This window comes from Anoxybacillus ayderensis, assembly GCF_000833605.1.
Lineage (GTDB): Bacteria > Bacillota > Bacilli > Bacillales > Anoxybacillaceae > Anoxybacillus > Anoxybacillus ayderensis.
In genome coordinates this window covers 58515-76970 of record NZ_JXTG01000005.1, presented here as the reverse complement: position 1 = coordinate 76970, position 18456 = coordinate 58515, and the positions used below count along the sequence as shown (strand labels likewise).

Annotated in this window: 23 protein-coding genes; 6 read left to right on the top strand and 17 right to left on the bottom strand. The window is 43.2% G+C overall.

Annotated elements, in window-relative coordinates:
- Positions 1-27: 27 nt before the first annotated feature.
- A complete protein-coding gene (locus tag JV16_RS07035) occupies positions 28-699 on the top strand; it encodes an RsfA family transcriptional regulator (RefSeq protein ID WP_042534939.1) in 672 nt (223 codons plus the stop codon).
- 25 nt (positions 700-724) lie between these two features.
- On the opposite strand, the gene lipL is transcribed toward JV16_RS07035, so the two are convergent.
- Positions 725-1552, bottom strand: coding sequence for an octanoyl-[GcvH]:protein N-octanoyltransferase (gene lipL, locus JV16_RS07030; protein ID WP_275451379.1), 828 nt, complete (start codon positions 1550-1552; stop codon positions 725-727).
- Positions 1549-2532, bottom strand: a complete 984-nt coding sequence (pta, locus tag JV16_RS07025) for a phosphate acetyltransferase (protein WP_021094354.1) — start codon at positions 2530-2532, stop codon at positions 1549-1551. The genes lipL and pta overlap by 4 nt, the downstream gene beginning before the upstream one ends.
- A gap of 195 nt (positions 2533-2727) precedes the next feature.
- On the opposite strand from pta, the gene JV16_RS07020 reads away from it, so the two are divergent.
- The 4 genes from JV16_RS07020 to gerQ all read left to right on the top strand — a co-directional run bounded on the left by JV16_RS07020 (position 2728) and on the right by gerQ (position 5108).
- Positions 2728-3291, top strand: coding sequence for a YqaA family protein (locus JV16_RS07020; RefSeq protein WP_042534935.1), 564 nt, complete (start codon positions 2728-2730; stop codon positions 3289-3291).
- Positions 3292-3358: 67 nt separating this feature from the next.
- A complete protein-coding gene (gene hemQ, locus JV16_RS07015) occupies positions 3359-4105 on the top strand; it encodes a hydrogen peroxide-dependent heme synthase (RefSeq protein ID WP_042534934.1) in 747 nt (248 codons plus the stop codon).
- A 122-nt stretch (positions 4106-4227) separates the two neighbouring features.
- Positions 4228-4650, top strand: a complete 423-nt coding sequence (locus tag JV16_RS07010; protein ID WP_021094357.1) for a cell wall hydrolase — start codon at positions 4228-4230, stop codon at positions 4648-4650.
- Positions 4651-4664: 14 nt separating this feature from the next.
- Entirely contained in the window at positions 4665-5108 is a 444-nt protein-coding gene (gene gerQ / locus JV16_RS07005) for a spore coat protein GerQ (RefSeq protein ID WP_021094358.1), read from the top strand.
- A 26-nt stretch (positions 5109-5134) separates the two neighbouring features.
- Here gerQ and JV16_RS07000 read toward each other — a convergent pair whose 3' ends face one another.
- Both JV16_RS07000 and JV16_RS06995 read right to left on the bottom strand, forming a co-directional pair.
- Positions 5135-5497: a DUF423 domain-containing protein gene (locus JV16_RS07000; RefSeq protein WP_042534932.1), complete on the bottom strand. Its 363-nt coding sequence runs from the start codon at positions 5495-5497 to the stop codon at positions 5135-5137.
- 11 nt (positions 5498-5508) lie between these two features.
- On the bottom strand, positions 5509-5745 hold the full coding sequence (locus JV16_RS06995; RefSeq protein WP_009361011.1) for a YwdI family protein: 237 nt from the start codon (positions 5743-5745) through the stop codon (positions 5509-5511).
- A 98-nt stretch (positions 5746-5843) separates the two neighbouring features.
- On the opposite strand from JV16_RS06995, the gene JV16_RS06990 reads away from it, so the two are divergent.
- Positions 5844-7460 carry a glycoside hydrolase family 13 protein gene (locus JV16_RS06990; protein ID WP_042534930.1) on the top strand — a complete coding sequence of 539 codons (1617 nt, stop codon included), beginning with the start codon at positions 5844-5846 and terminating at the stop codon, positions 7458-7460.
- An 18-nt stretch (positions 7461-7478) separates the two neighbouring features.
- Here JV16_RS06990 and JV16_RS06985 read toward each other — a convergent pair whose 3' ends face one another.
- The 13 genes from JV16_RS06985 to JV16_RS06925 form a co-directional block, all read right to left on the bottom strand.
- Positions 7479-8474, bottom strand: coding sequence for a potassium channel family protein (locus tag JV16_RS06985; RefSeq protein ID WP_042534928.1), 996 nt, complete (start codon positions 8472-8474; stop codon positions 7479-7481).
- Entirely contained in the window at positions 8471-8677 is a 207-nt protein-coding gene (locus JV16_RS15170) for a hypothetical protein (RefSeq protein WP_019416453.1), read from the bottom strand. The genes JV16_RS06985 and JV16_RS15170 overlap by 4 nt, the downstream gene beginning before the upstream one ends.
- Positions 8652-9326 (bottom strand): uracil-DNA glycosylase, encoded by a 675-nt coding sequence (locus tag JV16_RS06975; protein WP_042534926.1) that lies wholly within the window; start codon positions 9324-9326, stop codon positions 8652-8654. Before JV16_RS06975 ends, JV16_RS15170 begins: the two co-directional genes overlap by 26 nt.
- A gap of 58 nt (positions 9327-9384) precedes the next feature.
- A complete protein-coding gene (locus JV16_RS06970; protein ID WP_009361015.1) occupies positions 9385-10767 on the bottom strand; it encodes a glycine--tRNA ligase in 1383 nt (460 codons plus the stop codon).
- 351 nt (positions 10768-11118) lie between these two features.
- Positions 11119-12648 carry an alkyl hydroperoxide reductase subunit F gene (gene ahpF, locus JV16_RS06965; protein WP_009361016.1) on the bottom strand — a complete coding sequence of 510 codons (1530 nt, stop codon included), beginning with the start codon at positions 12646-12648 and terminating at the stop codon, positions 11119-11121.
- 14 nt (positions 12649-12662) lie between these two features.
- Complete coding sequence (gene ahpC / locus JV16_RS06960; protein WP_009361017.1) at positions 12663-13226, bottom strand: alkyl hydroperoxide reductase subunit C; 564 nt, start codon at positions 13224-13226, stop codon at positions 12663-12665.
- Positions 13227-13461: 235 nt separating this feature from the next.
- Entirely contained in the window at positions 13462-13695 is a 234-nt protein-coding gene (locus tag JV16_RS06955) for a hypothetical protein (RefSeq protein WP_042534924.1), read from the bottom strand.
- A gap of 10 nt (positions 13696-13705) precedes the next feature.
- On the bottom strand, positions 13706-14521 hold the full coding sequence (locus tag JV16_RS06950) for a glycosyltransferase family 2 protein (RefSeq protein ID WP_009361019.1): 816 nt from the start codon (positions 14519-14521) through the stop codon (positions 13706-13708).
- A 62-nt stretch (positions 14522-14583) separates the two neighbouring features.
- Positions 14584-15780 carry an MFS transporter gene (locus JV16_RS06945; RefSeq protein ID WP_019416458.1) on the bottom strand — a complete coding sequence of 399 codons (1197 nt, stop codon included), beginning with the start codon at positions 15778-15780 and terminating at the stop codon, positions 14584-14586.
- Positions 15781-15878: 98 nt separating this feature from the next.
- Positions 15879-16274: a cytidine deaminase gene (locus tag JV16_RS06940; protein WP_019416459.1), complete on the bottom strand. Its 396-nt coding sequence runs from the start codon at positions 16272-16274 to the stop codon at positions 15879-15881.
- 25 nt (positions 16275-16299) lie between these two features.
- On the bottom strand, positions 16300-16470 hold the full coding sequence (locus JV16_RS06935; protein ID WP_003397112.1) for a XapX domain-containing protein: 171 nt from the start codon (positions 16468-16470) through the stop codon (positions 16300-16302).
- A 15-nt stretch (positions 16471-16485) separates the two neighbouring features.
- Positions 16486-17154, bottom strand: coding sequence for a deoxyribose-phosphate aldolase (gene deoC / locus JV16_RS06930; protein ID WP_009361022.1), 669 nt, complete (start codon positions 17152-17154; stop codon positions 16486-16488).
- Between the two features lie 17 nt (positions 17155-17171).
- Positions 17172-18386, bottom strand: a complete 1215-nt coding sequence (locus JV16_RS06925; RefSeq protein ID WP_035064388.1) for a NupC/NupG family nucleoside CNT transporter — start codon at positions 18384-18386, stop codon at positions 17172-17174.
- Positions 18387-18456: the final 70 nt, after the last annotated feature.

Sequence of the window (18456 nt, the reverse complement as noted above, 5' to 3'; positions counted from 1 at the left end):
TAAAAGAATGCGAAAGGGGTTTTTTTCATGACAAAAAAACGACAAGATGCTTGGACTGAAGAAGAAGATTTATTGTTAGCTGAAACGGTGTTGCGCCACGTGCGCGAAGGGAGCACGCAATTAAATGCGTTTGAAGAAGTAGGCGATAAATTGAATCGTACGTCAGCGGCATGCGGGTTCCGCTGGAATGCGGTCGTTCGCCAACAATATGAAGAATCGTTACAAATGGCGAAAAAGTTCCGAAAACAACGGCAGCGTGCCCTTGGAAATAAACACGCATTGCGAAAGCGGCCGCTTTATACACCACCTGTTCCTTCGCTTGAAGAGTTAGGAATGGAACCGTTAGAAGTGCAAACAAATGAATATGAACATGTCGAAACAAACCATTTAACGCTTGACCATGTTATTGCTTTTTTACACTCTTTAAAACAATCGTATATCGGACAAGAAACAGCGCTAGTGGAAAATAAACAACTGAAGATTGAGCTCGAACAACTACAACAACAATATAAACAACTAGAACAACAATTTACAAAACTTCAAAAAGAAAATGAAGAATTGCGCGAAGATTACGGAACGATGGCACGCATCATTAACCGTGCAAGACAAATGGAAATTTCAGAGGATGAGTTTAAACCACCTATTTTCAAAATGGATCGCAACGGAAACTTAGAAAAAATCGAAAAGATTGCCGAGTAAAAAAGCTGTCGCATCGGACAGCTTTTTATTTCGGCAACATCGTCTCGTTTCGTTCAATCATACGTTGAAAATACATGTTATATCGCTCCCATTCTTTTGGGGTGAGCGACGATGGCTCGAGCCTACTCCCAAGCGATTGGAGCGCTTCGTATAGGCGAATGATAAGCGTAGAAACTGTCATTTCTTTGCCGAGTAATTCACTAAGCGACGCCATCGTATGTGGAACGATCGTCGGATACGTAAACTTCGTTTGTTCTCCCGCAAGCGCGCGCTCATAAAACTGACGAATAAACTCCGCTCGTGCCGCGCCGCTTCCGTTTGCGCATATATACACTTGCACAGCGACACCGCCTCGAATGCGGCGCTGTGAAATGCCCGCAAACTTTTTTCCATCAATGCTTAAATCAAAACTTCCTGGACAATACGAGCCAACAACTTCCCCCGCTTGCACGTGCGCTTCTGGCAACATGCGCGCAATGAGCGCGGCCATTGCCTCATACCCACGATCAATGTCAATTCCTTTTTTTGTATCAGGAAAAATAAGTGAAACGTTTAAAACCCCTTCATCTAATACAACCGCCAACCCACCAGAGTTGCGAACGATCGTACGCCAACCGTGCTCATGTAAGTAGGCGAGTCCTTTTTCAATGTACGGCAATTTCGTATCTTGAATGCCAAGCACAACGGTCTGATGATGCACCCATAAGCGAACGATCGGATGCGATTCACCGTTTCCAACCGATTCGCAAAGCGCATCATCAAACGCAAATGACTGCTTCGCATCAAACGATGGCCCGAGGGTTGTGTGGTCAATTATTCGCCACGTTTGTTGTCGCAACAATTCGCTCATTATTCCATCGCCGCAAGCGCCTGCGCTGCTGTGATGAGTGATAGCTTGTACACATCTTCGGCGTTACATCCGCGTGATAAATCGTTCACCGGTTGATTTAGTCCTTGTAAAATTGGACCGACCGCTTCAAAATTGCCGAGACGTTGTGCAATTTTATATCCGATATTTCCCGCTTCTAAGCTTGGGAAAATAAAGACGTTCGCATCGCCTTGAATGACAGAGTCTGGCGCTTTCTTTTTCGCCACAGACGGAACGAATGCGGCATCAAATTGAAACTCGCCATCGAGCGTTAACTCTGGTGCCATTTCTTTTGCGATGCGCACCGCTTCAATCACTTTTTCTGTTTCTGGCGATTTCGCCGATCCTTTCGTGGAGAAGCTAAGCATCGCTACACGTGGCTCAATATCAAACATTTTCGCTGTTTGTGCGCTCTCAATAGCGATTTCCGCTAAATCTTGGCTATCTGGAGCGATGTTAATGGCGCAATCAGCAAATACGTATTTCTCATCGCCGCGCACCATAATGAACACGCCAGACGTTTTGCGAATACCTGGCTTTGTTTTAATAATTTGTAACGCAGGACGAACTGTATCCGCTGTCGAATGCGCGGCACCGCTCACAAGCCCGTGCGCTTTCCCCATATACACAAGCATCGTACCGAAGTAATTTTCATCAAGTAAAATGTTGCGCGCATCTTCTTCCGTCACTTTTCCTTTGCGACGTTCAATAAACGCGGCAACCATTTCCTCCATTCCTTCGTACGTACGTGGATCGATGATTTCTACTTTCCCAAGCGTCAAACCAAGCTCTTTCGCTTTTTGGACGACAGCTTCTTGCTCGCCGATGACAATCGGATGCAACACATTTTCTGCCGCTAGACGTCCGACCGCTGTCAAAATACGTTCATCTAGTCCTTCCGGAAACACGATCGTTACATTTTTTCCTGCCACCTTTTGTTTTAAGGCTGCAAATAAATCACTCACGAAATGTTCCTCCTTAGTTTAAAAAAATTCGTCTATCTATTAGAATACTCTTATTGAGACGAAAAGCAATGAATTACACCATAAACGAAAATAGTCTTTTTTTTATAACAATTCTGTTTTTTATCTTGAGTGATATATGACCTAAAAAGTGATATATTTGTTAAGGAACATGTACAAATAAAGGAGCGTTATTATATGTCACAATGGATTCATCATATTGAACAATGGTTGCTTGAATTTGGCGTCATCGGTCTCGTTATCGTTTCTTTTACAGAATCTTCATTTTTTCCGATTCCGCCTGATGTGTTATTAATTCCGTTAAGCATTGCCCAACCGGAGAAAGCGTTATGGTTTTCCTTTTTAACAACGGTCGCTTCTGTATTCGGTGCGCTGCTTGGATGGTACATTGGGAAAAAATTCGGCAGACCGATTTTGCGTTATTTTATCTCTGATGAAAAAATGGATAAGGTAGAACAATATTTTCAACAATACGGGGCAATGGCGATCGTCATCGCTGGGTTTACCCCTATTCCGTATAAAGTGTTCACTATTTTCTCCGGCATTTCTAACGTCAACATTCGCACGTTGCTTTTTTGGTCGTTCATCGGTCGTGGGGCGCGCTTTTTCGCAGAAGGGCTTATTATTTTCACTTTAGGCGCTCAAGCGAAAACATTTATTGAACAACATTTTACAACGATCACGATCGTTGGTGGCATTGTCATTATCATTGCTTTTCTTATTTACAAACGGTTCAAATAGTGCGTTTGGCATAAACGAAACACATATGATACAATTTCGGTAGTACATAACAAAAGGAGTGTTGGACATGAGCGAAGCAGCACAAACGCTAGACGGTTGGTATTGTCTGCATGATTTCCGCACGGTTGATTGGGCGGCTTGGAAAACGCTCACAAATGAAGAGCGCCAAGAAGCAATACAAGAGTTTTTTACATTAGTGGAAAAATGGGAAAAAACAGAAGCGGCAAATGAAGGCAGCCATGCGATTTACACAATTATGGGGCAAAAAGCAGATTTGATGTTCATGCTTTTACGTCCAACGATGGAAGAGCTTCATGAAATTGAAACGGCAATCAATAAAACAAAGCTCGCTGAATATCTCGTACCTGCTTATTCATACGTCTCTGTCGTTGAATTAAGCAACTACTTGCCAGCAGAAGCAGGCGACCCGTACGAAAATCCAGAAGTGCGTCGCCGTTTATATCCGATCTTACCGAAAACAAGCCATGTTTGCTTTTATCCGATGGACAAGCGCCGTCAAGGAAACGACAACTGGTACATGCTTCCGATGGAAGAGCGTCGCAATTTAATGCGCGCACACGGCATGACAGGAAGAAAATATGCTGGAAAAGTCGTACAAATCATTACCGGTTCGGTCGGCTTCGATGACTATGAATGGGGTGTGACGCTCTTTTCAAATGATGTACTTCAGTTTAAAAAACTTGTGTACGAAATGCGTTTCGATGAAGTGAGCGCACGATTCGGTGAATTCGGCTCTTTCTTCGTCGGCAACATTTTACCGAAAGAAAAAATAGAACAGTTTTTACATGTGTAGGCCTCCGATTTGGAGGTCTTTTTTTATTATCTCTTTCATACATATAACAATGACGACTTTCCTCACATTTTCGTATGTCTCATCATAGGCTAATAGCGATTTTCATAAAGTGAGGTGAAGGGATGGCTGTTGTTGCGTATACAGAAGAAGATGTCAAATTGCTTGCCCGTCTTATGCGCGCAGAGGCAGAGGAAGACGGACAGCTCGGTATGTTGATGGTTGGGAATGTTGGAGTGAACCGCGTGCGCGCAAACTGTTTAGACTTTGAAGGGCTTCGTACCATTCGCCAAATGGTATTTCAAAGCCCTGGAGGATTTGAAGCAGTACAAAAAGGGTATTTTTATCAACGGGCGCGTGAACAAGACATACGTCTCGCCCGCCGCGTCATCCGCGGAGAACGTTTTCACCCGGCAACGAATTCGCTTTGGTTTTTCCGGCCAGATGGCAGTTGCCCACCGCAATGGTTTAATCAATGGAATGCCGGACGTTTTAAGGCACATTGTTTTTATGCACCGACGAGTTCTAATTGTCCACGCGTATATTAAAAGGAGGAGTTTCAATGAGTGATGAACGTCAACAAATGCCATATTATTCGTATCCGTACTACTATCCATACCAAATGCCGACATATCCGTTTGGCTTGCCTACACCAACATTTACACCACAAACAGGGGCGATGCAAACGCCGACAACGGCCAGTCAGCCGCTTCCTGGCATGCTTCCGATCGAAGAATCGTACATTGAAAACATTTTGCGCTTAAACAAAGGGAAAATTGCGACCGTTTATATGACGTTTGAAAACAATCGTGAATGGAACGCGAAAATTTTCCGCGGTGTCATTGAAGCAGCTGGTCGCGATCATCTCATTTTAAGCGATCCGCAAACAGGAATGCGTTATTTATTGCCAATGATTTATCTCGACTATGTGACATTCGATGAAGAAATTAATTATGAATACCCATTTGCATCTGGTGTCGGATTAAGCACATATGCTCCACGTTAAAAACGAGGCGTCCACAGCGCCTCGTTTTACATTTGTTTTATCGCGACATATGTTAAAAATAGCCACGCAACGATGAACGATACGCCTCCAAACGGCGTAATCGCCCCGAGTATTTTTATTTGCGTTAAGCTTAGTACGTATAAACTACCTGAAAATAAAACGATTCCCGCAAGCATAAACCAACCAGCAGGCGTCACTTGGGGCCATTTTGTTGCCAGCAGCGCAACGAGAAACAAACCGATCGTATGGAACATTTGATATTGAACGGCTTTTTGCCACGTGTCGATATATCGCTCTGGAATTCTTCCTTCCAACACGTGTGCTCCGAACGCTCCTAGCGCCACACATAGCGCTGCACTCATTGAAGCGATGATTGTAAATAGTTTCATGTTTTCCCCTCCTAAAAATCAAGTAATGATCGTCCGTTCGCATCGGCACCGATATCTAATCGTTCGGTTGTTGTCGGTTGCGGCAAAGTCACTTCTTGTGTGCTTGGTGATGGTTGTTGCAAAATAATGTCGCACAATGCGCGAACAGCATATATATGTTCACGCACCGCTTGCGATGATGACGCATGTTTTGCTTTTGCGATTTCTTCTTCTATCTTTGCGAATACATTTGTCACCGATATGTCCAAAACGTTTTCACTCCCTACTTCTTTTTCCTTTACAACAATGGTATCTTATACATAGCAACTTTTCAAATTGAAAACGCTTAAAAAAGGAGTGACAACAAATGAAACGGACATGGTGGAAAGAAGCCGTCGTATATCAAGTGTATTGGCGCAGCTTTTTTGACTCAAATGGTGATGGGTATGGCGATTTAGAAGGGCTTATTCAAAAACTCGATTACATTCGTGACTTAGGGGTGGATGTCATTTGGCTGAATCCGTGCTATGAGTCGCCTGATAAAGATAACGGATACGACATTTCTGATTACTATCGCATCATGGATAAAGCAGGGGATATGGAGACGTTTGACCGCTTGCTGAACGAGGTGCATAAACGTGGAATGAAATTAATTATGGACCTTGTCGTGAACCATACATCTGATCAACATCCTTGGTTTATTGAATCTCGTTCGTCAAAAGACAATCCGAAACGCGATTGGTACATATGGCGCGACAAACCGAATAACTGGCGCTCGTACTTTACTCCATCCGCATGGGAATATGATGAAAAAACAGGACAGTATTATTTCCATTCGTTTGCGGTAGAACAGCCAGATTTGAACTGGGAAAACGAAGAAGTTCGTGAAGAAATTTATAAAATGATGCGTTTTTGGTTAGATAAAGGGATCGATGGGTTCCGTTTAGATGCGATTGCCTTACTAGCCAAACCTGAAGGATTCCCAGATGCCGAAAACCCGTATGACATTCGTTATTTAACAAACAATCCAGGCGTGCATGATTATTTACAAGAAATGCACGAAAAAGTATTAAAACATTATGATATTTTCACCGTCGGAGAAGTCGCTTTCGTATCGCCAGAGGAAGGATTAAAATATGTCGGAGAAGACCGAAACGAACTACATACTTTGTTCCACTTTGAAGTGTGCGACGAAATGCCGACATGGGATCCGATTCGTTTTAAACAAATTCAAAAACGTTGGTACGAAGGATTGTGGGGCAAAGGGTGGAACTCGCAGTTTTTAAACAATCACGACCATACGCGACAAGTGACGCGCTACGGAAACGATAAACAGTTCCGCGTCGAATCAGCAAAATTGCTCGCTACGCTCGTGCATACGTTGCCTGGGACACCGTACATTTATCAAGGTGAAGAAATTGGCATGACTGGCGTCAAGTTCGACACGATCGAAGACTATAACGACATTGCGATGAAAAATAAATATGCAGAAGAAGTCGCAAAAGGTCGCGATCCGAAAGAAGTGCTTGAAAGCTTGCAGCTACTGAGCCGAGATAACTCGCGTACACCAATGCAGTGGGATGATAGCGAACATGCTGGATTTACAACAGGAACACCTTGGCTAAAAGTGAATCCGAACTATAAAGAAATCAATGTAAAACAAGCGTTAGCGGATCCGAACTCTGTATATTATTACTATAAAAAGCTCATTCAATTGCGCAAGCAACATGCCGTTATGGTGTACGGAACGTTCCGCGATTTTTCGGAACATGATCCGTACATTTACGCCTACACACGCGAGCTCGATGGCGTTCGTTGGCTCATCGTCTTAAACCATTGCGACAACGACAACGTATATGAGTTGCCAGAAGAGCTTGCTTCGGCTCACCGCCATCTTTTGCTCGGCAATTATACAGATGTAAAAGAAGAAGGTACAACGCTTTATATGCGTCCGCACGAAGCAAGAATTTATGCATTACAATAAGCAGCCTGATTTGGCTGCTTATTTTTTATTTACCGCCTGTTCAAACGCCTCTAGCGCTCGTTTTTCACCGAATACGATCAGGACATCTCCAACGAAAAACCGCTCGTCTGGCGTTGGGTTACCAATCATGTTGTTTTGACGCTGAATCGCAATAATCGTCACATGAAAGCGCGTGCGCACCGCTTGATCGCGGACAGATGTCCCAACAAATGAAGAATGCGGCTCAATTGTCACTTCTTCAATCGCGTATTGCTCTGCATGGCCGTGAAAAATCGTATCGACGTAATCGACACTGACAGGTTTTAACATTGTCATCGCCATACGGCGACCGCTCAAAAACGATGGGTTAATGACTTTATCAGCACCTGCACGCCGCAACTTTTCTTCCGATTCCGGTCGCTCGGCGCGCGCGACAATTTGAATGTCGTGATTTAGCCCTTTTGCTGTGAGGGAAATAAAGACGTTATCGGCATCTGAAGGCAATGCGGCGACCAACCCTGCCGCTCGTTCAATACCTGCCGCAATCAACACGTCATCTTCTGTCGCATCCCCTTCGACATAAGGAATCGGATCATTCATTTCTTCTAACCGGTCCGTATTCCGCTCGATGACAACGACAGCTGTCCCGTTTTTGACAAGTTCACGTACGACTTGTTCCCCGACACGACCGAACCCGCATACGATAATATGGTTTGTCATCGCTTCTATTTTCTTTTTCATTTTTCGCCTCCGAACCGTTTTTGAAAATTCCCCTTCCATCATCATCGACACGACTGCCCCTGTCGCATATGTCACAATGCCAATACCAATCGGAATAATGATAAGGGCAAACAGTTTACCATAAAACGTTTGTGGCACTGTATCGCCATAACCAACCGTTAAAATGGTGACAACTGTCAACCAAAGTGCATCAAAAAACGTTAATTGTTCTGAAAACATAAATCCGATCGTTCCTGCGATAATGGCGACAATCATCGCGATGACGGAAACGACGATCGAGCGCGATGAACTCATCCGTTTCTCCCCTTATGTTCTTTTTGTACAAACTTCATGCAAGGCGCACCAGACGATTGCTTGACGACAATAGACGGCAACATCGCACTTTTAAAACCGAATGCGCGACAACCGCGCGGCATTTGCGCATCCCACGTGACATAAAAATGCTTGCATGCATAACAATTTACTCGCTCATTATATGTTTTCGATTTGCCAGTCAATTGGCTCTCTCCCTGTCTGTTGTAAAAAAGTATTCGTTTTTGAAAAAGGGCGACTACCGAAAAAGCCTCGCGCTGCGGAGAATGGGCTTGGATGTGGCGCTTCAATTATGTAATGATATTCATTCGTGATCAAGGCTTTTTTCGCTTGCGCATGACGTCCCCATAAAATGAAGACAACGGGTTCACGTTTTTCATTCACAAGTTCAATGACGCGATCTGTAAAATACTCCCAACCTTTTCCTTTATGCGAATTCGCTTCTCCACGTCGTACCGTCAATACTGTATTTAAAAGCAATACCCCTTGCTTTGCCCATTTTAATAAGTAGCCGTTGTTTGGAATATAGCACCCGATGTCATCTTGCAACTCTTTAAAAATGTTTAACAACGATGGAGGCAAAGCGACGCCCGGTTTGACGGAAAAACTTAATCCGTGCGCTTGATTCGGCCCATGGTATGGGTCTTGTCCTAAAATGACGACTTTTACATTCGCATACGGGGTGTAATGAAGGGCGTTGAAAATGTCGTGCATATCCGGATAAATCGTTTTCGTTCGATATTCTTCTTTTAAAAACTGACGCAATTTCACATAATACGGTTTTTGAAACTCCTCTTCTAATAAAGGAGCCCAATCGTTTTTCAATATGCTCATCATCGCACTCCTTTCTAATACAAAGGCTACCCTACTTTATAGGATAGCCTGTTTTTGCTTAAAACTGAATTTTTTCTTCTAAGAAGCTTTTTAATTCCGCAATTGGAATGCGTGTTTGTTCCATCGTATCGCGGTCGCGCACGGTCACCATGCCGTCCTGTTCTGAATCAAAATCATACGTAATACAGAACGGTGTTCCAATCTCATCTTGACGACGATATCGTTTTCCGATGGATCCAGACTCATCGTAATCGACCATAAAATGTTGTGAAAGTTGTTCAAAGATCGCACGCGCACCTTCTGATAACTTTTTCGATAATGGCAATACAGCCGCTTTATATGGCGCTAACGCTGGGTGAAGATGCATCACTGTGCGCGTCGTACCGTCTGCCAGTTGCTCTTCTTCATACGCGTCAATCATAAAGGCGAGCGTGACGCGATCCGCACCAAGTGAAGGCTCAATGCAATATGGAATAAAACGTTCGTTCGTTTCTTGATCAAGGTAGTGGAAGTCTTCTCCTGAATATTCCATATGGCGACGCAAATCGTAATCGGTACGCGATGCAATGCCCCATAGCTCGCCCCAACCAAACGGGAATTTATATTCAATATCTGTTGTGGCGTTGCTGTAGTGGGATAATTCATCTTCGGAATGATCGCGTAAACGAATGTTTTCACGCTTCATACCAAGCGATAAAAGCCATTGTTCACAATATTGTTTCCAATAATCAAACCACTGTAATTCTTCGCCCGGCTTACAGAAAAATTCAAGCTCCATTTGTTCAAATTCACGTGTGCGGAACGTAAAGTTTCCTGGTGTAATTTCGTTTCGGAAGCTTTTTCCGATTTGCGCAATACCGAACGGCAATTTTTTGCGCATCGTTCGTTGTACGTTTTTAAAGTTTACAAAAATGCCTTGTGCCGTTTCAGGACGAAGGTAAATTTCGTTTGCGCTCGACTCGGTCACGCCTTGGAACGTTTTAAACATTAAGTTGAATTGACGAATGTTTGTGAAGTCGCGGCTGCCGCAATCTGGACAAGCAATGTCGTGCTCTTGAATGAGCTGCTCCATTTTTTCAAAAGGAAGCCCATCGACAACCATTTCAATCCCTTTCGCTTCAAGCGCGCTTTCAATTAACTTATCCGCCCGATGACGTGCTTTACATTGTTTACAGTCAATCATCGGATCGTTGAAGTTTCCTAAATGACCAGATGCTTCCCACGTGCGTGGGTTCATTAAAATAGCCGCATCTAAACCGACGTTGTATGGCGATTGTTGAACGAATTTTTTCCACCATGCTCGCTTAATGTTGTTTTTTAATTCTGTCCCTAACGGACCGTAATCCCACGTATTTGCTAATCCGCCGTAAATTTCTGAACCGGGAAAAACAAAGCCGCGATGTTTCGCGTGTGCTACAATTTGCTCCATCGTTACTGACATCGTTCATCCTCCTTATAATAAAATGTAAACAAAAAACGCTCTCATCCTTAGGCCTTTCGCCTAGGGACGAGAGCGTAACTCCCGCGGTTCCACCCTAGTTGATGCATAACGCATCCACTTTTGCGTGAAGCAACTCCAGACTGCCGTTTCGCTAAGCGTCTTTACTAGGCTTCCACCACCCCTAGCTCGCTATAAAAGAACTACCTTAGCTACTATCCATCTTTCATCGTTGCACCTATATTTCATTTGGCTAATATTGTATCAAACCGCAATAGGAGAGTCAAGGGGGGAACAAAACCCGCTTTACATAAGCAGTAAAGCGGGTCAAAGTGAGTTAAGGGGTTGATCATATTAATTTCGAATTAAGTAGTCAAACGCTCCTAAAGAAGCTGTTGCGCCTGAACCCATGGAAATGATAATCTGTTTATATGCGCTATCTGTACAATCGCCAGCAGCGAAGACGCCAGGGACGTTTGTCGCTCCGCGCTTATCAACGATAATTTCGCCGAAGCGATTGCGCTCTACCGTTCCTTCTAACCATTCGGTATTCGGTACAAGTCCGATTTGCACGAATACACCTTGAAGTTCAATATGGTGCTCTTCGCCTGTTGCGCGATCAATATATGTGATACCATTCACTTTATCTGTGCCTGTAATTTCTTTCGTTTGCGCGTTTTTGATTACTGTGACATTCGGTAAGCTGTATAAACGATCTTGCAATACCGCATCTGCTTTTAATTCTGGCGCAAATTCAAGCACCGTCACATGCTTAGCAATTCCAGCCAAGTCAATTGCCGCCTCAACGCCAGAGTTTCCACCGCCGATGACTGCGACATGTTTTCCTTCAAATAACGGACCGTCGCAATGTGGGCAGTAAGCGACGCCTTTATTTTTAAACTCTGCTTCGCCTGGGACGCCGAGATTGCGCCAACGTGCGCCTGTTGCGATAATGACTGCTTTGCTTTTTAAAATCGCACCATTCTCAAGCTCTACTTCAATAAGGTCTTTCTTTTCTAGCCGTTTTGCACGCTGCAAGTTCATAATATCAACATTGTAATGTTTCACATGTTCCTCAAGGCTCGCAGCAAGCTTCGGACCTTCTGTATATTTGACGCTAATAAAGTTTTCAATGCCTAACGTATCTAAAATTTGACCGCCGAAGCGTTCAGCAACAATTCCTGTGCGAATGCCTTTACGCGCTGCATAAATGGCAGCTGTTGCACCTGCAGGTCCTCCACCGATGACGAGCACATCAAACGGATCTTTTTCCTCAAAAGTAGAAGCATCCGGCGTGCTTCCTAACTTCGCAAGAATTTCCTCAAGCGACATACGGCCGCTTGCGAACGGTTCACCGTTCAAAAAGACGGTTGGCACAGCCATGACATCTTTTCGCTCGACTTCTTCTTTAAATGCAGCCCCATCAATCATCGTATGTGAGACGTTCGGATTTAGTACGCTCATCACGTTTAACGCTTGAACGACGTCTGGGCAGTTATGGCATGTTAAGCTGACGTATGTTTCAAAACGATACGTCCCTTTTAAATTTTTAATTTGTTCAATGACTGCTTGATCGACTTTCGGCGGTCTTCCGCTCACTTGAAGCAATGCAAGCACCAAAGAAGTAAATTCATGTCCTAAAGGCACGCCCGCAAATACAACGCCTGTTTCTTCCCCTATGCGATTGACGCTAAAACTAGGTGTTCTTTCTAGCGTTGTTTTCTCTACTTTAATTTTCGATGACATTGTCGCAAGCTCATCGACTAAAGCAAGCATATCGCGGGAAACTTCATCGTCTCCCGCGCTCACTTTTAACACAATGTCATTTTCCATCAATTGTAGATATTGGGCGAGCTGTGCTTTAATTTCAGCATCCAATATCATTGACATAAGCCTCCTTAAATTTTACCTACAAGGTCAAGGCTTGGCTTTAATGTTTTTCCACCTTCTTGCCATTTTGCTGGGCACACTTCGCCAGGATTGTTGCGCACGTATTGTGCTGCTTTAATTTTGTTTACGATTGTGCTTGCATCACGACCGATGCCATCAGCGTTAATTTCAACAGCTTGAATAACGCCATCTGGATCGATAATGAACGTACCGCGTTGTGCAAGGCCTGTCTCTTCATCAAGCACTTCGAACATGCGTGATAATTTTTGAGAAGGGTCACCGATCATCACATATTCGATTTTGCTGATCGCTGGTGAGTGGTCGTGCCATGCTTTATGTGTAAAGTGTGTATCTGTTGAAACGGAGTATACTTCTACACCAAGCTCTTTTAATTTTGGATATTCGTTTTGTAAATCTTCTAATTCTGTTGGACAAACGAATGTAAAGTCAGCTGGATAGAAGCAAACGACGCTCCATTTTCCTTTGAAGTTTTCTTCTGTTACCTCGATGAAATCGCCGTTATGGAACGCCATCGCTTTAAATGGTTGTACTTGTTTTCCTACTAATGGCATTGTCAATCATCCTCCTGCATCATTTTTTTGCATGTTAGTAGTATGCTCCAGCCATACGAAAAATATGACTGAACGCAAAAATAAATTATAACAATTATAATTCGATATAAATTATCATATAGGAATGTTTATTTGTCAAGTAAAAACTATACAACTGTCTTAGTTTTTCGACACATTTTCTTTTTATTCCTTTTTCATAAATAAAAAACAGAGCCTTCGCAAAGACTCTGCTTTCTCACATAGCAAAAGAAAAAACAAGTAAAACAGAAACATTACATAATAGCGCAGCGACAAATAGCCATGTTTGTTTTCCTTTTTTCTTCACCATATATTCTGCAAATACGGTCGTTCCAAAAGCGAAGCAAACAAACAATAAAAACGAGCTGACGCGCCCATAAAATACGTGACGAGTAAGAAGCGGTGAAAACAAAAGCAAAAGAAATAATTGCTGAATGCTCCACCAATACATTTTCCCCCTCCTAACAATGAATAAAGTGGGCGAGACGGGAACGAAACGGTTCACCATTCCATATGACTTCGCTCGTTGCTTGTCGCTTTTGTACTTCCGGCTCTGACAAAAGAAGCCAAAAGTTTTTTGTCGGTAAATGACCGAGCAGATGTTTCTCACTTAATCGATTTAAATACATTTGTCTCGTTTCATTCATTTGCTTCGATAAATGATCGCCTTCATTCGAAAATGCATAAAGGACGCTCGCTGTCGCTACACGTTTCACACGAAACTCGTTCGCCACACGTAAAAAGAAATCCCAATCCCAATAGTTATGAACGTACGGATCAAAATATCCAATTGTATCATGAATTGTGCGCCGATACATGCTCCCTGAAGGAACATACGTCGAAAATGTACGCATCGCTTGCAAATCGAATTCATATGCAAATAAAAAGCGATCGGTCGGTATGCGCACTCCATTTTCAATACGATAATGAAAAATTTCTACGTCCGAATATACAAAATCGGCATCATTCATATTAGCGATCATTCGCTCAATGTGGCATGGCAATAGTAAATCGTCATCATCACAAAGCATAATAAAATCTTCTGTGGCGGCACGTACACCGATATTACGCGCCTCGACATGACCGACATTTTCACGCAATTCAATGAGTTCAACAGAAAGCTCCGGATATGCATCGACAGCAGCTTGCACAGATGGACCACCATCATTAACAATAATGACTTGCGTTGGTTTATACGTTTGTTTGCTTAACGACTCTAACAATTCTGCTAATGGAAGTAATCGGTTATATGTCGCAACGACTACAGAAACACCCAAAAGAAAATCCCCTTTCAAAAAAAGAAGCTACAATGATACCATTATAGCTTCTTTTCGTATGATTATGCGAGTTCTTGTTGTTTCGTTTCTTTGCCAAGGAAAAGAACAGCAAGCGCGCCGATGAAAATCGCGATACAAAAAATCGCAAAAATCATCGTGATGGATACTTTTTGTGCGACGAGATAGCCGACGAGAAGCGGCCCTAAAATGCCGCCAATGCGTCCGAATGAAGCAGCCATTCCTGCACCCGTCGCACGAATGATCGTTGGATATTGCTCTGGTGTATAGGCATAAAGCGCTCCCCATGCCCCAAGGTTGAAAAACGATAACAATGCTCCAAACGTCATTAATGCCGCAGCTGAGTCAGCATTTCCGAAGAAATAAGCACTTAATGCGGTACCAGTTAAATAAATGATCAGTACTGCTTTTCGACCGATGCGTTCAATTAACCATGCGACGCTAAAATAACCCGGCAGCTGCGCTAATGTCATGATGAGCACGTACTCAAAACTTTTAATTAAACTAAATCCTTTCATGACCATGACGCTCGGTAGCCATAAAAACATGCCGTAGTACGAAAAGACGACTGAAAACCATAAAATCCAAAGCATTGTCGTTTGTTTTGCGTACGGTTTTGCCCAAACGTCTGCGATATTTTGCCAAACGGAACGGCGCTCCGTTTTTGTCGCCATAAACTTTTTCGAATCTGGCAAATTGATGCGCAAATAAATGGCATATAGCGCTGGTACAGCTCCTAAAATAAGTGCCATTTGCCATCCATACGCTGGAATAACGAAAAATGAAATGAGCGCTGCTAGTAACCAACCACCTGCCCAAAAGCTTTCCAATAAAACGACAACTTTCCCGCGTTCATGTGCAGCAACGCTTTCCGATACGAGCGTTGACGCAACAGGCAGTTCGCCACCAAGTCCCATGCCGATAAAAAAACGTAAAATTAAAAAGACCGTTAACGTTGTCGCAAGTGCGGATAGTCCGCTACCGATCGAAAATAATAAAAGCGTAATGATGAAAACTTGTTTTCGCCCAATGCGGTCAGCTAACAATCCAAAAACGAGCGCACCGACTGCCATGCCGATCGAATTTATACTTCCAATCCAACCCATTTGTTCAGCCGTTAAATTCCATTCCTTTTGCAATGCAGCAATAATAAACGAAAGCATCCCTACATCCATCGCATCAAATAACCAGCCAAGCCCGGCAATCCAAAGCAACTTGTTTCTTGATACGTCTTTACTCATGTCATCCCTCCGTTGTCAGCTGTCAAATTGTCTTCCTCATGATTATATTTCCTTTTTTGTTATGTATCAATGCAAAAAGCGTCGGGAAAAACCGACGCTTATCGCAAGTCTTCTTTTGAAAACGCTCCAGGAAGAAGTTCTTTTACTGTTGTTTCCTGCATGTCGCCTTTCATATTCGCTAAAATGACAGGCATATTTGGATCACATAATTCAACAATGACTTGACGGCATGCGCCACACGGCGGAACTGGTCGCTCCGTATCTGCAACGACGGCTAACATCGCATACTCATGATCGCCTTCTGAGTACGCTTTAAATAAAGCTGTACGCTCAGCGCAGTTGCATAAGCCGTATGATGCATTTTCGATGTTGCAGCCACCGTACACTTTTCCATCTTTCGTTAATAGTGCTGCTCCAACTTTAAACTTGGAATACGGAACGTACGCCCGCTCCCTCGCTTGTTTTGCCGCTTCAATTAACTGTTGTTTATTCATTGTTGATCATCCCTTCTTGGGCTGTTTAGTTAAAAAACGTCTTCATTAACCAATCGGCAACGACGCCACCTAAATATACGCCAAATACCCCCATCATTCCTGCCAATACAGGCGGAGCTGGCAATGGCAAACGTAAAAACTTAAACAAAATCCCGACAACAAGCCCAGCAAGTAAGCTAAGTAATACTTCTTTCATAGGTCAATGCCTCCATTAGTATGCTTCGTTTGAAGTTGTTCCTTCCATAATTGCTGGTCCAGAACTTGTACCGATACGGTTTGCGCCTGCATCAATCATCGCTTTTGCGTCCGCTGCGCTACGCACGCCGCCAGATGCTTTTACGCCAACGTTTGGACCAACTGTTTTACGCATTAATGCGACGTCTTCTACTGTTGCACCACCGCTTGCGAATCCTGTTGATGTTTTAACGAAATCTGCCCCAGCGCGAACGGCAATTTCGCATGCGCGCACTTTTTCTTCATCTGTCAACAACGCTGTTTCAATAATCACTTTTGTTAAAGCTTTTCCTTTTGCTGCATCAACAACAGCACGAATGTCGCGCTCTACAAGCTCATGATCCCCGTCTTTTAACGCACCGATATTGATGACCATATCGACTTCTTGCGCACCATTTTCAATCGCTTGTTTTGTTTCAAACGCTTTTACTTCTGGTGTTGTCGCTCCTAACGGAAAGCCGATGACTGTACACACTTTTACTTTCGTTCCTTGTAAACGCTCAGCAACGAATTTCACCCATGTTGGATTCACACATACAGATGCAAATTCATATTTTTTCGCTTCTTCCACTAATTTTTCAATTTGTGCTTTCGTTGTTTCTGGTTTTAATAACGTATGATCAATCATGCTAGCAATGTTCATCATTCATTCCTCCTTGTTTTTTAAATAAACATACCCGCAATGGATGCGCTTAACAATGAAGCAAGCATACCAGCAAGGACAGCTTTTAAGCCCATGCGCGCAATGTCGCTACGACGATTTGGCGCTAAGCTTCCTAATCCACCAAGTAAAATACCCATCGAAGAAATATTAGCAAATCCACATAGCGCAAAGCTAACGATCGCTACCGTTTTTGCAGATAAATCTGGAATTTGTGGTGCGAATGATGAATACGCAACAAATTCGTTTAAAATTAATTTTTGTCCGATAAATCCACCAGCTGTCACCGCTTCAGACCACGGTACACCAATCGCAAATGCAATAGGCGCAAAGAGGAATCCTAAAATGTTCTGAAGCGTCAAACCTTCGTAATTAAACAAATTACCGATGCCGCTAAGCAATCCATTAATTAACGCAATAAGAGCGATAAACGCTAACAACATCGCACCGATATTTAACGCTAACTTCAAACCATCGCTTGCTCCGCGCGCAGCTGCGTCGATGACGTTTGTTGATTCTTCGTCTTTTTCCATCTCAAAATGCTCATCTTCTTTAATCGGCTCTGTTTCTGGCACAATCATTTTCGCCATAACTAATCCTGCTGGCGCTGCCATGAAACTTGCCGCAAGTAAATATTCAAGCGGAACACCTAAAAGCGAGTAACCAACGAGCACCGAACCAGCAACAGATGCCAATCCCCCTGTCATAACTGCAAACAATTCCGATTGTGTCATTTTAGATAAATACGGACGAATAACAAGAGGCGCTTCCGTTTGACCGACGAAAATGTTGGCCGCTGCTGACATGGACTCCGCTTTGCTCGTTCCGAGCAATTTCGCAAGCGGACCACCGATCATTTTGATAATCCATTGCATCACACCAATGTAGTAAAGAACAGAAATTAATGCGGAGAAGAAAATGACGACCGGCAACACTTGGAACGCAAACACAAATCCAATTCCTTTTGCCGCAAACACACCACCGAACAAAAAGTTAATTCCTTCGTTCGCATAGTTAATAATGTTTGTAATACCATTTGTTAACCACTGCAATGCTGCTTTCCCTGCTTCCCATTTTAAAACGATAAACGCAAAAGCGACTTGAATCGCGAGACCACCTAAAATCGTTCGCGGATTAATCGCTTTGCGGTTGTTTGAAGAAAGAAAAGCGATCCCAAGGACAACGATAATACCAACAAGTCCCCAAACGATATTCATGTTGAACACTCCTATAAGCTGAATTTTGATTACGTAATCAATATAACAGGAAAACGAACATATGTAAACG

Bases quoted from the DNA above. Each gene is read 5' to 3' on its own strand.
- JV16_RS06955 (WP_042534924.1), bottom strand. From the start codon at position 13,695: ATGTATTGGTGGAGCATTCAGCAATTATTTCTTTTGCTTTTGTTTTCA.
- JV16_RS06975 (WP_042534926.1), bottom strand. From the start codon at position 9,326: ATGAGCATATTGAAAAACGATTGGGCTCCTTTATTAGAAGAGGAGTTT.
- JV16_RS06925 (WP_035064388.1), bottom strand. From the start codon at position 18,386: ATGAATATCGTTTGGGGACTTGTTGGTATTATCGTTGTCCTTGGGATC.
- deoC (WP_009361022.1), bottom strand. From the start codon at position 17,154: ATGATGAACATTGCTAGCATGATTGATCATACGTTATTAAAACCAGAA.
- ahpF (WP_009361016.1), bottom strand. From the start codon at position 12,648: ATGATATTGGATGCTGAAATTAAAGCACAGCTCGCCCAATATCTACAA.
- JV16_RS07000 (WP_042534932.1), bottom strand. From the start codon at position 5,497: ATGAAACTATTTACAATCATCGCTTCAATGAGTGCAGCGCTATGTGTG.
- JV16_RS07010 (WP_021094357.1), top strand. From the start codon at position 4,228: ATGGCTGTTGTTGCGTATACAGAAGAAGATGTCAAATTGCTTGCCCGT.
- JV16_RS06945 (WP_019416458.1), bottom strand. From the start codon at position 15,780: ATGAGTAAAGACGTATCAAGAAACAAGTTGCTTTGGATTGCCGGGCTT.
- JV16_RS06970 (WP_009361015.1), bottom strand. From the start codon at position 10,767: ATGTCAGTAACGATGGAGCAAATTGTAGCACACGCGAAACATCGCGGC.
- JV16_RS06935 (WP_003397112.1), bottom strand. From the start codon at position 16,470: ATGAAAGAAGTATTACTTAGCTTACTTGCTGGGCTTGTTGTCGGGATT.
- ahpC (WP_009361017.1), bottom strand. From the start codon at position 13,226: ATGCCATTAGTAGGAAAACAAGTACAACCATTTAAAGCGATGGCGTTC.
- hemQ (WP_042534934.1), top strand. From the start codon at position 3,359: ATGAGCGAAGCAGCACAAACGCTAGACGGTTGGTATTGTCTGCATGAT.
- JV16_RS06985 (WP_042534928.1), bottom strand. From the start codon at position 8,474: ATGAGTTCATCGCGCTCGATCGTCGTTTCCGTCATCGCGATGATTGTC.
- JV16_RS06940 (WP_019416459.1), bottom strand. From the start codon at position 16,274: ATGAATAAACAACAGTTAATTGAAGCGGCAAAACAAGCGAGGGAGCGG.
- JV16_RS07020 (WP_042534935.1), top strand. From the start codon at position 2,728: ATGTCACAATGGATTCATCATATTGAACAATGGTTGCTTGAATTTGGC.
- JV16_RS07035 (WP_042534939.1), top strand. From the start codon at position 28: ATGACAAAAAAACGACAAGATGCTTGGACTGAAGAAGAAGATTTATTG.
- JV16_RS06990 (WP_042534930.1), top strand. From the start codon at position 5,844: ATGAAACGGACATGGTGGAAAGAAGCCGTCGTATATCAAGTGTATTGG.
- gerQ (WP_021094358.1), top strand. From the start codon at position 4,665: ATGAGTGATGAACGTCAACAAATGCCATATTATTCGTATCCGTACTAC.